Source organism: Nonomuraea fastidiosa, from assembly GCF_042751225.1.
Classification (GTDB): Bacteria; Actinomycetota; Actinomycetes; order Streptosporangiales; family Streptosporangiaceae; genus Nonomuraea; species Nonomuraea fastidiosa.
This window is the reverse complement of the sequence record NZ_CP170570.1, coordinates 1548669-1561949: the sequence shown is the minus strand read 5'-3', so window position 1 is coordinate 1561949 and position 13281 is coordinate 1548669. Positions and strand designations below refer to the sequence as shown.

At 71.9% G+C, this 13281-nt stretch carries 10 protein-coding genes; 7 read left to right on the top strand and 3 right to left on the bottom strand.

Annotated elements, in window-relative coordinates; genetic code table 11:
* Positions 1-130 precede the first annotated feature (130 nt).
* Genes ACFMQL_RS07025 through ACFMQL_RS07015 form a run of 3 tightly spaced genes read left to right on the top strand, consistent with a single transcriptional unit; the run spans position 131 to position 1940 of the window.
* On the top strand, positions 131-436 hold the full coding sequence (locus tag ACFMQL_RS07025) for a hypothetical protein (protein ID WP_364058827.1): 306 nt from the start codon (positions 131-133) through the stop codon (positions 434-436).
* A 30-nt stretch (positions 437-466) separates the two neighbouring features.
* Positions 467-1258, top strand: coding sequence for a polysaccharide deacetylase family protein (locus ACFMQL_RS07020; RefSeq protein ID WP_364058824.1), 792 nt, complete (start codon positions 467-469; stop codon positions 1256-1258).
* 31 nt (positions 1259-1289) lie between these two features.
* The gene (locus ACFMQL_RS07015; protein WP_378784985.1) at positions 1290-1940 is read left to right on the top strand and encodes a DUF2461 domain-containing protein; all 651 of its coding nucleotides are present in this window, start codon (positions 1290-1292) and stop codon (positions 1938-1940) included.
* 6 nt (positions 1941-1946) lie between these two features.
* Here ACFMQL_RS07015 and ACFMQL_RS07010 read toward each other — a convergent pair whose 3' ends face one another.
* Together ACFMQL_RS07010 and typA are read right to left on the bottom strand one after the other, a co-directional pair.
* Positions 1947-4475: a hypothetical protein gene (locus ACFMQL_RS07010; protein WP_364058818.1), complete on the bottom strand. Its 2529-nt coding sequence runs from the start codon at positions 4473-4475 to the stop codon at positions 1947-1949.
* Positions 4476-4945: 470 nt separating this feature from the next.
* A complete protein-coding gene (gene typA / locus ACFMQL_RS07005; protein ID WP_364058815.1) occupies positions 4946-6796 on the bottom strand; it encodes a translational GTPase TypA in 1851 nt (616 codons plus the stop codon).
* A gap of 177 nt (positions 6797-6973) precedes the next feature.
* Between typA and ACFMQL_RS07000 the strand changes: the two genes are divergently transcribed.
* The 4 genes from ACFMQL_RS07000 (at position 6974) to ACFMQL_RS06985 (ending at position 11573) form a co-directional block, all read left to right on the top strand.
* On the top strand, positions 6974-7717 hold the full coding sequence (locus ACFMQL_RS07000) for an AMP-binding protein (RefSeq protein WP_364058812.1): 744 nt from the start codon (positions 6974-6976) through the stop codon (positions 7715-7717).
* A gap of 53 nt (positions 7718-7770) precedes the next feature.
* Positions 7771-10185 (top strand): LuxR C-terminal-related transcriptional regulator, encoded by a 2415-nt coding sequence (locus ACFMQL_RS06995; protein WP_378784982.1) that lies wholly within the window; start codon positions 7771-7773, stop codon positions 10183-10185.
* Between the two features lie 91 nt (positions 10186-10276).
* A complete protein-coding gene (locus ACFMQL_RS06990; RefSeq protein WP_364058806.1) occupies positions 10277-10657 on the top strand; it encodes an AMP-binding protein in 381 nt (126 codons plus the stop codon).
* 148 nt (positions 10658-10805) lie between these two features.
* A complete protein-coding gene (locus ACFMQL_RS06985) occupies positions 10806-11573 on the top strand; it encodes an alpha/beta fold hydrolase (protein WP_364058803.1) in 768 nt (255 codons plus the stop codon).
* A gap of 239 nt (positions 11574-11812) precedes the next feature.
* On the opposite strand, the gene ACFMQL_RS06980 is transcribed toward ACFMQL_RS06985, so the two are convergent.
* Positions 11813-13246, bottom strand: a complete 1434-nt coding sequence (locus ACFMQL_RS06980; protein WP_378784981.1) for an aldehyde dehydrogenase — start codon at positions 13244-13246, stop codon at positions 11813-11815.
* Positions 13247-13281: the final 35 nt, after the last annotated feature.

The following is a 13281-nucleotide window of genomic DNA, read 5'->3' as shown; positions in this document are numbered from 1 at the left end:
CCGCGTGACCCGGCGGAGTTTCATGATTACTCCATGGCTTGGACGGCTCATGCCCGTGGCTGGGTACACCCCTGGTGTGCGGCGACCGCGTCCCGCGGCCGGCGCGCTCGACGTCGGCAGGGGGTGACGTGTGAGTGAGGCCCGCGCGGCGACCGAGAAGCTCCAGGCGGAGCTTCACGGTCTGGGCGTCACCAGCGCTTACGAGATAGGCGACGGTGCGACCATCTCGGTGTGGATCGGGCTGGTCGTACGTTATAGAGATGGTTTTTACCGGTGGCAGGAAGGACCGGTGAAACGTCGGCATCTGGGTACGGATCCGCTTGGATGTGCCATGCGCGTGGCGCGCCGCTTCCAGGAATTGCAGGCCGATATCCCACTCTGGTGGGACGACCTGGCCAGGGAACTGCGGGGGGTGCCGGTCCAGGACTATCCATAGGCCCCCGCATGCGGCGTTTCGGGGGGAAGCATGCGCGTATGGGCCTTGCCGCTGGCCCTGCTCGCGCTGGCGAGCTGCGTCACTTACTCGGTGGCGCGGCGTCAGCACCAGCACGTGGACGTCACACCCATGAGGCTCGGCGCCTTCGACCCGGTGGCGCTGGCCAAGCGGCTGAGGTCGATGCAGGCGGGCTGGCCGCGCAGCAGGAACTTCGACTGCGCCAAGCTCAAGTGCGTGGCCCTGACCTTCGACGACGGACCGGGCGAGCACACCCCCCGGCTGCTCGACCTGCTGCGCGACCGCGACGTCAGGGCCACGTTCTTCGTCGTCGGGCAGATGGTGGCGGCCGACAAGGGCGGCAGGACCGTCCGCCGCATCGTCGACGAGGGCCACGAGATCGGCAACCACTCCTGGAGCCACCCGCCGCTCACCGCGCTGCCGCTGCACCGGATGAAGCAGGAGCTGCGGCACACTGAGGAGATCGTGCGGCGGCTCACCGGGGTGCGGATGCAGGTGATGCGGCCGCCGTACGGGGCGACCGACGCCAGGGTCGCCGCCGAGACCAGGCGCGAGGGCCTCGCCCAGATCCTGTGGAACCTCGACACCCTCGACTGGCGCGACCGCGTCACCGAGATCGTCGCCAAACGGGCGGGACACGCCAAGCCCGGCTCGATCGTGCTGATGCACGACATCCACCGCACCACCGTGGACGCCGTGCCCAAGGTGCTCGACACCCTCACCAAGCGGGGCTTCACGTTCGTCACGGTCTCGGAGCTGTACGGCAGGGCCCCGTCACCGGGGAAGATGTACACCGAGCGCTGAGCCGCCCCCGGCCCGTGGCAGGCTTGACGTCATGGGTTTCACCGGCTTCCCCGACGAGGCGTTCATCTTCTACGAGGGGCTGGAGGCGGACAACTCCAAGACGTACTTCGCCCGGCACAAAGACCTCTATGAGGAGGCCGTGCGGGCGCCCATGCAGGCGCTGGCCGACGAGCTGGAGCCGGAGTTCGGCGCGGTCCGGCTCTTCCGTCCCTACCGCGACGTGCGCTTCTCCAAGGACAAGTCGCAGTACAAGACGCATCAGGGGGCCTTCGCCGGCCTGATGCCCGGCATCGGCTACTACGTCGAGGTGAGCGCGGACGGGCTCTTCGTCGCGGGCGGCGTCTACAGCAGCGCCTCCGACCAGGTGGCCCGCTACCGCGCGGCGGTGGACGAGGACGTCTCGGGCAAGCCGCTCGCGGCGCTGGCCGAGCGCCTGGAGACCGCCGGTTATGAGCTGATGGGCGACCGGCTGAAGACCCGGCCCAGGGGCTTCGACGACGACCACCCGCGCATCGAGCTGCTGCGCCATCGGTCGCTGTATGCGGGCGTGCGCTGGGAGCCCGAGCCGTGGGTGCACACGTCCGAGGTGCGCGGGCGCGTCGAGCGCGCATGGCGCGCCTTCGGCCCGCTGGTGGAATGGCTGTGCACGCACGTGCGCGGCAGCGAGCTGCCCCGCCGCTGAGCCCGCTCAGCGGGGCGCGGTGACCGTGATCTGGTCGCCCTTCAGGATCCGGTCCACCGTCTGACCCGCGGCCGACGAGGCGGCGGTGGTGCCGGCGGCGAGCACCACGGCCAGCGCAGGGGCGGCCAGGCTGCGCACGCTGCGCAGCGTGCGCACCCGCGCCCACGGCTCGCCTGCCAGGTGCATGATGCGCCACTCCCAGAACAGCCCGAGGCCGACGCAGACCAGCAGCACCTGCCCCACCACGATCGCCACCACCTGCACCTTGTCGAAGGCCCCGATGTCGGGCTCGGCCAGCGTCGACAGGTAGCCGGACAGCTCGGTGAGCAGCGCGGCGGCGGCCAGGTGCAGCGCCTTGGTCATGGGCTGGGTGCCGCGTACGCGCGGGTAGAAGTAGCCGTACAGGAAGCCGAACGCGGGCAGCGTCAGCAGGTAGCGGGCGTCGAAGACGAAGCTGGTCAGGTCCGCGCCCTCCGGCCAGCCGTACACGATGGCGAAGGGCAGGCTGAGCAGCAGGCAGACGGTGAACGCCGGCACCGCGTTCTGCCAGGGCGTGCAGCCCGCCGAGGTGGCGAACGCGGTCTCCGGATGGCTGCCGTGCCGGTTCATCGCCCCTTCGAGCGCGTCGCGCTGCTGCTCGAACTCGGGGATCGACAGCTCGCCCGCGCCGATGCGGTTGCGTCCCGCCCGGTAGAGCTCCTGCTCGGCGACCAGCAGCAGCCGCCGGTGCAGCGCGGCCCTGACGAGCCTGCGGTGCTCGTGCTGGTCGGCGGGTTCGGGCACGGCCAGGCGCGGCCCGTTGAGCAGCCAGCGGGAGGTGCCCCAGGCCACCAGCGAGGTGATCGCCAGCAGCGGCAGCGGGACGTCGATGTCGGCCAGCGAGATGCTGCCTCCCGGCGTGATGTACAGCACCATCAGCACGGCGATCATGGTGGACTCGGCGACCGGGTCGTCCACGGCCGCCGGCCGCCCGCCGAGCCGCCACAGGCGCAGCACCAGCATGACGAAACCGAGCAGCAGCAGGCCGAGCACGCCGCGGACGAGCGGGGTGAGCGTGAGGCTGCCGATGGCGGGCTCCGGCTGCGAGACAGCGAGGCTCCACGACCCGGCGTCCAGCCACTCCGTCGGCCAGCCCTGCACGAGCAGGCCGATCAGCACGGCACCCACGACGACCTGGCGGCTCCACCGCTTGGTCGCCACGGCCATGGCCGCCACCGGGATCATCGCCCAGCCCAGCGCCAGCACCAGCCGGACGCTGTCAGGGGGATACACCCCGTTCAGCAGCGCGCGCAGCCACAGCGCCAGCGCCAGCAGCCCGATCGCGGCCTCGGCCGACAGCACCGCCAGCCGCACGATCACCGGCCGCACCCCGAGGTCCGCGCTGAACGCGACCGCCGCGCCCGCCGCCGCCAGCGCCGCCACCGCACCTCCCGCCAGCAGGTGCTGCCCGGAGAGCTGCCCGTGCAGCCACGACCAGCTCAGCATGCCGAGACCGAGCAGCACGCCCACGCCGGTGACCATGAACAGGTCGCGGGTGGTCCACGGCGGGTTCGCCGGGATCACCCGTCCGGCATGCCGCAGCGCGAGCAGGGGCACGGCGAGAAAGAGGATCACGTACGCGAGCGCCGACCAGTCCTCGTCGAACATCGGGATCAGCAGCGCCGGGGCGGCCACCGCCAGCCCTGCGCCGAGCTCCCTGTTGGGCAGCCGCGACCACCAGCCCTCGCCTAGCGAGCGCAGCAGCACGGCGGTCAGCGCGATCGCGGTCAGCACGCCGAGCGCGGTGGCCCACGAGAAGTCGTCGGCCTCGGCCACGTCGGCGAACCCATGCGACGAGGGCGCCAGCGTCATGCTCACCGGATAGGCCCCGACGGTGAACGCGAGCCGCTCCCGCCGCTCATGCTCAGGCGTGATGCCTTCGAGCCGCAGCACCGCCCATTCGCCGGGCAGCACCGCGATGGAGCGGCCGGTGACGATGAGCGGGACCGCGTTCGGCGCCTCGAAGTGCAGCTTCAGCAGCGCGTCCGTGCGGACTTGGCGCAGCAGCGTGACCGTGAACTCGGCGGTGGTGCGCCCGTCGGCCGTGGTGAGCCTCGGCGTCAGGCGGGTGGTGGGCGCGAGGCCGGCGCCGTCCACCTTGATCGCGCCGAACGCGGCGTCGGTGACCTGCTGCAGCGTGGCGGGGAAGCCGGCACCCTGGCGCAGCGCCTCGATGAGCGGGTCGTCGCGGACCATCGTGAGCCGGTGCACGACCGAAACCTTGATCTGCCGCTGCCGGGGGTCGATGCGGCCCTCGGGCACCTGCTCCAGGTCGCGCTCCGCCGCCCTGGCGATCGTGACCTCCGTCGCCGCCGTACGAGCCCAGCCCACCTCCGGGTCGGCGCGGGCGGCGGCGGCCACCCACGGGTTGGGCGCCGCGGTGTCCTCGGGCGGCGCGGGTCCCGCTACCGGTCTGGCTGCGACGGTGCACCAAACGATCGCCCCCAACGACACCAGAGCCAGCCCGAACGCGATTGCAGTCCGGAGCTTTCCCACAAAGGGATGATTCTCCGGCAAAGGCGTTTGTTCTATGTCATGGGGTCACGGTGTGATTACAGCTGCTCCCATGACAACGGCACTTGACGGCTTCTCGGGAAAAGCATGACGTCATCGCAGGTGGCAAGGGGTATCGCACTGACCGCCGCCACTTACTCGAGAGCCGCACTTTGCCCGCCTAAGTAGGACAAAACGCGGATTTTTCGTGAAGGCGCTTCGAGGGCGCTCGGCGCCGGCCTGAGGCGGCTCCGCCAGAAGCGCTCGGCGCGGACCTGAGGCGGCTCCGCCAAAAGCACTCGGGCACGGGTCCGCGCTGCGTCGGGAGGCGCTTGGAGCGGGCCCGCGTGGCTGCTTCGGAGCGCTCGCACGTTGCGCGGGCGTGGGGCCCGCGTGGCGGTGTCGGGAGTGCTCGGCGTGGCCCGCGCTGCGTCAGAAAGACGCGGCGCGGGCTCGCCTGGCCACTGGTTGCGTCAGGAGCGCTTGGCGCGGGCCGCGGCGCGGGCGCGCGTGGCGGCGTCGAGGATGACCTTGCGGATGCGCACGGCCTCGGGCGTGATCTCCACGCACTCGTCCTCGCGGATGAACTCCAGCGCCTGCTCCAGCGACATCACCCGCGGCGGGATCAGCTTCTCCGTCTCCTCGGCAGTGGAGGAGCGCATGTTGGTGAGCTTCTTCTCCTTGGTGATGTTCACGTCCATGTCGTCGGACCGGGAGTTCTCGCCGACGATCATGCCCTCGTAGACCTCGGTGCCGGGCGAGACGAACAGCGTGCCGCGCTCCTGGAGGTTGAGCATGGCGAACGCGGTGACCGGGCCGGACCTGTCGGCCACCAGCGAGCCGTTGTTGCGGGTGCGCAGCTCGCCGAACCACGGCTCGTACGAGTCGAACACGTGGTGCACCAGGCCCGTGCCCCGGGTCTCGGTGAGGAACTCCGTACGGAAGCCGATCAGGCCGCGCGCCGGCACCACGAACTCCATGCGGATCCAGCCGGTGCCGTGGTTGGTCATGTGCTCCATGCGGCCTTTGCGCACGGCCAGGAGCTGGGTGACCGCACCGAGGTACTCCTCGGGGCAGTCGACCGTCAGCCGCTCGACCGGCTCGTGCACCTTGCCGTCGATGACCTTGGTGACCACCTGCGGCTTGCCGACCGTCAGCTCGTAGCCCTCGCGGCGCATCTGCTCGACCAGGATGGCCAGCGCGAGCTCGCCGCGGCCCTGCACCTCCCAGGCGTCGGGCCTGTCGGTGGGCAGCACGCGCAGCGAGACGTTGCCGACCAGCTCCTTGTCAAGGCGGTCTTTCACCATGCGGGCGGTCACCTTCGAGCCCTTGACCTTGCCGACCAGGGGCGAGGTGTTGGTGCCGATGACCATCGAGATGGCGGGCTCATCGACCGTGATCAGCGGCAGCGGGCGCGGGTCGTCGGGGTCGGCCAGCGTCTCGCCGATCATGATCTCGGGGATGCCGGCGATCGCGATGATGTCGCCGGGCCCGGCCTCCTCGGCGGGCTTGCGCTCCAGCGCCTCCGTCATCAGCAGCTCGGTGATCTTCACCTTTTGGATCGAGCCGTCAGTGCGGCACCAGGCCACCTGCTGGCCCTTGCGCATGACGCCCTGGTGGATGCGGCACAGCGCGATACGGCCGAGGTAGGAGGACGCGTCGAGGTTGGTGACGTGAGCCTGCAGCGGCGCGTTGGGGTCGTAGGTGGGCGCCGGGATCGTCGACTTGATGATGTCGAACAGCGGCTCAAGGTCTTCCGAGTCGGGCATGCCGCCGTCGGCGGGACGCTGCAGCGAGGCCCGGCCGGCCTTGGCCGATGCGTAGACGATCGGAAAGTCGATCTGCTCGTCGGTGGCGTCGAGGTCCATGAACAGCTCGTAGACCTCGTCGACGACCTCTTTGATGCGGGCGTCGGGCCGGTCGACCTTGTTGATGCACAGGATGACCGGCATCTTCGCGGCCAGCGCCTTGCGCAGCACGAACCGCGTCTGCGGCAGCGGCCCCTCGGAGGCGTCGACCAGCAGCACCACACCGTCGACCATCGACAGCCCGCGTTCGACCTCGCCGCCGAAGTCGGCGTGGCCGGGGGTGTCGATGATGTTGATGGTCATGCCGCCGTGCTTGACCGCGGTGTTCTTCGCAAGAATGGTGATGCCCTTCTCGCGCTCCAGGTCGTTGGAGTCCATCACGCGGTCGTCGACGTCCTGGTTGGCGCGGAAGGCCCCGGACTGCCAGAGCATTGCGTCGACCAGGGTGGTCTTACCGTGGTCGACGTGCGCGATGATCGCGATGTTCCGCAGGTCGTCGCGGCTGTTCAAAGGCATGATGACGTCTCGCTCTGTGTCGTGGGGGCGGCCGCGCGAAGTCGCGACCTCCTAAGTCTAGTTGATCCCCTCCGCTGACCGGCGCGAGCCGCTGACGGCCTCCGATCCCCGCGACTACATAGCGGCCTGCACATTCCTGCGCATGGCAAGTGCGGCCCGGATCCCTAGATTGGCGGCATGACCTGGACAGAGCTGGTGATGGCGGCGGCACCGATGCAGGGCGATCAGCCGGCGGTGAGCGACGTCAGGACCGGCGAGGTGCTGTCCTACGCGGCCTTCGCCAGGCGGGTCACCAGAGCGGCGGCCGGTCTGCAGGCGCAGGGGCTGCGTTACGGCGAGCGGGTGCTCGTCGACGTCCCGCTCGGCGCGGCGCTGCCGGTGGCGGTGCACGCGGTGGCCTGGGCGGGCGGCGTCGCCGTGCTCGGCGGCCGCGGCGAGTCGCGCATTCTCATCACCTACGACCGCTACGACCCCACCGCGGTCAAGGCCGACCTGGTCTTCTCCTTCCGCCCCGTCGCGGGCGCCCGGCCGTTCGGCGACCTGGTGGGGCCGGCGGCCGTCGAGTTCGGCCCGCTGGCCGGGCCCGCGATCACGCTCGACGGCGTGCGGCTGCTCGACAACGCCGAGCTGGCCACCGACCTGCGCAGGCTCTCCACCCGTCTCGTCGTCGCCAAGGACGACGTGGTGATCAGCGCCGTGAGCGAGCCGTTCCGCGGCCTGCGCACGATCGACCTGGCGATGACGGCGGGGGCCCACGTCGTCGTCGCGCACGAGCCGAGCCTGGTCGGCTGCCGGGTGCTGGCCCAGGAGCGGCGGGCGACCGTGGTCGTGGCGCCGTACGACCTGGCGCGGCGGCTGCTCGGCGACCCCACCCTGCGCGTCGTGGACGAAAGGGCGGTCGTCAGCTCGCTCGGCCTGTAACAACGTGCGAGACTGTGCGAGAGTGTGATCCTTCGGCGACGCAGGGTGAGCACATGCCAGATTCCCCCCGGCACAACCTTCCGGTCGAGCCCAACCGGTTCATCGGCCGCGAACGCGATCTCGACGATCTGCGCGACCTGATCGGCGAGACCCGCGTGGTGACGCTGTGCGGGGTGGGCGGCATCGGCAAGACCCGGCTGGCCCTGCGGGTGGCGGCCGGGCTGGTGCCGTCGTTCCCCGGGGGCGTGTGGCTGGTCGAGCTGGCCAGGATCGGCCGCCCCGAGCTGGTCGACCACGAGATCGCCCAGGTGCTCGGCGTCAGCGAGGAGCCCGGCACCCCGCTGCTCGACACCGTCACGGCCCGGCTGCGCGGCCAGCGCTGCCTGCTGCTGCTCGACAACTGCGAGCACCTCATCGACAGGTCGGCCCACGTGGTGTCGGCGCTGGTGTCGGCATGCCCGTCGCTGCGCGTGCTCGCCACCAGCAGAGAGCCGCTGCGCATCGCCGGCGAGCTGGTCTGGCGGGTGCCGCCGCTCGACCTGCCCGACGACGCGTCCGCCGACGCCGAGTCCGTGCGGCTCTTCCTCGACCGCGCTGCCGCCGTCGGCACGAGGCTGGGCCCGGAGAGCCTGCCCGACGTGGTGCGCCTGTGCCGGGCGCTCGACGGGCTGCCGCTGGCGCTTGAGCTGGCCGCCGCGCGTACGAGCCTGCTCAGCCCCGGCCGCATCGCCGGGCGGCTCGACGACCGCTTCCTGCTGCTGACCACCGGCGGGCGCACGGCCCCCGCGCGGCAGCGCACGCTGCTCGCCGCCGTCGAGTGGAGCTACGACCTGCTCTCGCCCGGCGAGCAGGTGCTGCTGCGCCGGCTGTCGGTGTTCGCCGGCGACTTCGACCTCGAGCTCGCCGAACGGGTGTGCGCCGCCCCGCCCATCGCGGCGGGCGAGATCCTCGACCTGCTGGGCGGCCTGGTGGACAAGTCGCTGGTGCTCTGCGACGAGACGCGCGCCCGCTACTGGCTGCTGGAGACCATCAAGCGGTACGCGCTCGAACGCCTCGACCGGGCGGGCGAGCGTGGCGCGCTGCGCGAGCGGCACCTACGCGTGCTCTGCGACCTGCTCGGACACCACTTCGCGGTGGAGTTGACGGCGCCAAGAGAGCCGTGGGAGCGGCGGCTGGCGGCGGCGCGGGCGAGCCGTCGCCTGATGGACGACCAGCGCGCGGCGCTCGACTGGGCGGCCGAGTCCGGCAACGTCGCACTCGGGCTGCGGCTCTGCCGCACCAGCACCGGTCTGCTGCCGCTGGGCGGCAACGTCACGGAGATCGTCGGCTGGGTGGAGCGGCTGCTCGCGCTGGACACCGGCGACGTGCAGGCCGAGGAGATCGCACACTCCCTGGCGTACCTCGCGTACGGGCTGGAGGCGCGCGACGAGCTGAGCCGGTCGCTGGAGCTGGCCCGCCGCAGCCTGGCGGGCCTCGCGCCGGACGAGGTGTTCCCGCGCTGCGTCATGCACAGCCTCATCGTCGTCGTGCTGCTGCGCATGGGCCGGGCCGATGAGGCGCTGCACCACGCCGAGGAGGGCCTCGCGCTGGCCACCGCGTCCGGCGACACCTGGAACCAGGCGGCGGGCCTGGCCGGGCTGTCGGCGGTGGCGCTGACCAGGGGGCGGCTGCGCGAGGCGCAGCGGCTCGGCGAGGAGGCGCTGGCGCGGGCGCGTGAGCACGGCCACCGCTGGATCATGGCGAGGACCGCCGTGCAGCTCGGCTGCGTGGCCGAGGCCAGGGGCGATCTGGTGACCGCCAAGGAACAGTACGAGCAGGCCGTGCCCTGGCTGCGCGAGCTGGGCGGCGACCTCGAGCTGGCGCGCTGCCTGGCCAGGATCGGCCGGGTGGCGGCGCTGCTGCACGAGTTCGGCGTGGCCCGCGAGCGGCTGGCCGCCAGCCTCGACCTGAGCCGGGCCACGGGGCAGCGCCAGGGCGTGGCGCGCTGCCTGGTGGGGCTGTCGGTGCTGGCCGAGTGCGAGGGCGACATCGAAGGCGCGGTGCTCGCGGCAGCGGCGGCGGCGGCGCTGCGCGAGGCGATCGGCCAGCACTTCGCCACGCTCAGGATCGAAGAGCTGCTGGGCCGGGCCAGGACGAAGCTGGGCGAGGGCCGCACGGCCGCGTTGTGGTCGCGCGGCAGGACGATGAGCCCCGACGACGCGGCCCGCCACGTGCTCGACGGCGAACGGCCCGCGCCGCGCGCCCCGGCGGCGGCCGAGCCGGTCAGGCGCTCGCTGCTGACCGCACGCGAGCTAGAGATCGCCGGCCTGCTCACCCGCGGGCTGTCCAACCGGGCCATCGCCGAAGAGCTGGTCATCAGCCCGGCGACGGTGGCCCGCCACATCGCCAACATCATGGAGAAGCTGGGCTATACCTCGCGTGCGCAGATCGCGGTGTGGGCGGCCGAGCAGCCCCGGTCCGTCACGTAAGGGTGCCCGGTGGGCGAGCGCGCGCATCTGCATAGAGATCTGCATATTCCGCCCCATGTGTGCACAGGTCGCCCTCCTTACGGTGTTCCCCATGGATGAGCGCATCGTGATGGTGGACTCGGGCACCGGCCTGAAGCTCACCGAGGAGCAGCTGGACGAGCGGTCCGCGGTCGCGGCCATCCACTTGCGGCACGCGGGGGTGCGGCCGGGCGACACCGTGCTCATCTGCCTGCCCGTCGGGCCCGATCTGCTGGTGGCGACCGACGCGGTGATCGCCGCGGGCGGCGTCGTGTGGCCGCTGCCCGCCCATCTCGACGCGCCCGTGCTGCGCGACCGCATCCAGGAGAGCGGCGCCCGGGTGATGATCTCCAACGTGCGCGAGGCGCTGGACGCGGCCGAGGAGTCGCGGGTGCGGATCGTGCTCAGCATGGCCGACCTGAGCGGCGAGCCCGCCGCGCCCCGGCGCCCCTGAGCGGCGACCGCACCGCACCCCGGCACCCCTGAGCGGTGCCCCCAGTCGAGCCCCGGCGTCTCTGGGCGGTGCCCCGGCGCCCCCTGAGCGGCACGCGGCGGCAGGTGTGGGCGAGGACCCTGGGGGCGGCGACCTTAAGCTCGTGAGCATGCCGTTCGCGCCCAACTTCCCCGTCATGCTCAGAACCGAGGACGGCGTCCGCATCGACGCCGCGCACACCCCGCCCACCGGCCAGGGCGCGAGCACCGACGTGGGGATCGTCGTGGCGCACGGCTTCACCGGCTCGTGGCGGGAGCGCAGTGCGCGCCGCATCGTCCACGTGCTCAGCCGGTACGGCGGCGTGATGGCGTTCGACTTCCGCGGCCACGGACGCTCGGGCGGCGAGACCACGGTCGGCGACCTGGAGATCCTCGACGTGGAGGCCGCGGTCAGGCACGCCCGCGTGATCGGCTACCGGCGGATCGGCGTGGTGGGCTTCTCCATGGGCGCGGCGGTGGTCGTGCGCCATGCGGGGCTGCGCGGCGGCGTGGACGCGGTGGTGGCGGTGAGCGGCCCGGCCCGCTGGTACTACCGGGGCACCCGGCCGATGCGGCAGGTGCACTGGGCGATCGAGCGGCCGTTCGGCCGGTTGGCGGCGCGGGTGGCCAAGCGCACCAGGATCGCGCGCGGGCAGTGGGACCCGATCCCGATGCCGCCGCACGAGGCCGCCGGGCTCATCTCGCCGGCGCCGCTGCTGATCGTGCACGGCGACGCCGACGCGTTCTTCCCGCTGGAGCACGCCGAGCAGCTCTACGCGGGCGCCAAGGAGCCGAAGGAGCTGTGGGTGGAGCCCGGTTACGGGCACGCGGAGTCCGCGGCGACCCCCGAACTCATCCGCCGCATCGGCAAATGGCTGACAACCCGCCTTTCGGAGTAATACCCGTCATCCTGCGGCGTACGGATGGAAACCACCGGGAGAAAGTCTCCGAGGCAGCAAAGCGTCGTAGCGCCTGTCGTGGGACATACTGCTGTGGTCAGTCCGTAGCGGCCGCGTCACGCGCTGTCTCGCGCCGCCTGGACCTAGCGTCGCGGGGGCGCGCTAGGTCCGTACGGGCTGGAGGGAAGGGGGCCTTCGAGGGGGGTCTCGTGCAGGGAGGCCCCCTTCCGCTCGCCGGCTCAGCCGAGGCGGGCGATGGTCTTGTACTCCAGGTAGCCGCTCAGCCCTTCGGGGCCCAGCTCGCGGCCGATGCCGCTGGCCTTATAGCCGCCGAACGGGGCGTTGGGCTCCAGCATGAAGCAGTTCACCCCGTACGTCCCGGTGCGCACCTGGCGGGCGACCTCCATGCCGTGCTCGGGGTCGGCCGTCCAGACGGTGCCGGCCAGGCCGTACTCGCTGTCGTTGGCGATGCGTACGGCGTCGGCCTCGTCCTCGTACGGGATGACGGCGAGCACCGGCCCGAAGATCTCCTCCCTGGCGATGCGCATGTCGTTGGAGACGCCCGCGAAGACGGTGGGGGAGACGTACCAGCCCTTGTCGCGCGGCCGGTCCAGGCCGCCGACGACGACCTTGGCGCCCTCCTCCATGCCGATCCTGATGTAGCCCTCGACGCGTTCCTGCTGCCGCTTGGCGACGAGCGGGCCGATGCCGGTGGCGGGGTCGGCGGGGTCGCCGACGACCTGGGAGGAGACCATGCCGGCGACGGCGTCCACGACCTCGTCGTAGCGCCGCCGGGAGGCGAGGATGCGGGTCTGGGCCACGCACGCCTGCCCGTTGTTCATCAGCGAGGCCATCTGCAGGAAGCCCATGCCGGCCTGCAGGTCGGCGTCGTCGAGGATGATCGCGGCGGACTTGCCGCCGAGCTCCAGGCTGACCCGCTTGAGCTGCTCGCCGCAGATGGCGGCGATGCGCCGCCCGGCGGCGGTGGAGCCGGTGAAGGCGACCTTGTCCACGCCGGGGTGCGAGACCAGGTGCTCGCCGACTTCGCGGCCGGCCGCGACGACGTTGAGCACGCCGGCCGGTACGCCCGCCTCGGCCGCCCACTCGGCCAGCAGGTACGCGTCCAGCGGCGTCTCCGGCGCGGGCTTGAGCACGATCGTGCACCCGGCGAGCAGCGCGGGCGCGACCTTGGTCATGGTGACGAACTGCGGCACGTTCCACGGCACCACGGCCGCCACGACGCCGACGGGTTCCCTGCGCACGGTGAGCGGGCCGAACAGGCCGGGCCGCTGCTCCTCCTGCTCGAACGTCCTGCCCAGCTCGGCGTAGAAGCGCAGCATGGACAGCGGCTGCGGGGCCTGCGCCAGGTTGGAGAAGGTGATCGGCGAGCCCATCTCCTCGGTGATGAGCCGCGCCATCTCGCTCTGCCGCGCGTCGTAGATGTCGGCGAGCCTGCCGATCACCTCGGCCCGCTCGGCGAACGTCATGCGAGGCCAGGGCCCGTGGTCGAACGCCTCACGGGCGGCGGCGACGGCGCGGTCCATGTCCTGGGCGGTGCCGTCGGGCACGCGGCCGACGACCTCCTCGGTGTGGGGGGAGATGACGTCTATCGTCCCGGTGCCCGCCGGGGCCACCCATTCGCCCCCGATGAACAGCCTGTCGTGCTGGCGCATGACGTGGACCTCCTGCTTGACCGGATGCTTGCTTG

Bases quoted from the DNA above. Each gene is read 5' to 3' on its own strand.
- ACFMQL_RS07020 (WP_364058824.1), top strand. From the start codon at position 467: ATGCGCGTATGGGCCTTGCCGCTGGCCCTGCTCGCGCTGGCGAGCTGC.
- ACFMQL_RS07015 (WP_378784985.1), top strand. From the start codon at position 1,290: ATGGGTTTCACCGGCTTCCCCGACGAGGCGTTCATCTTCTACGAGGGG.
- typA (WP_364058815.1), bottom strand. From the start codon at position 6,796: ATGCCTTTGAACAGCCGCGACGACCTGCGGAACATCGCGATCATCGCG.
- ACFMQL_RS07000 (WP_364058812.1), top strand. From the start codon at position 6,974: ATGACCTGGACAGAGCTGGTGATGGCGGCGGCACCGATGCAGGGCGAT.
- ACFMQL_RS06995 (WP_378784982.1), top strand. From the start codon at position 7,771: ATGCCAGATTCCCCCCGGCACAACCTTCCGGTCGAGCCCAACCGGTTC.
- ACFMQL_RS06990 (WP_364058806.1), top strand. From the start codon at position 10,277: ATGGATGAGCGCATCGTGATGGTGGACTCGGGCACCGGCCTGAAGCTC.
- ACFMQL_RS06985 (WP_364058803.1), top strand. From the start codon at position 10,806: ATGCCGTTCGCGCCCAACTTCCCCGTCATGCTCAGAACCGAGGACGGC.
- ACFMQL_RS06980 (WP_378784981.1), bottom strand. From the start codon at position 13,246: ATGCGCCAGCACGACAGGCTGTTCATCGGGGGCGAATGGGTGGCCCCG.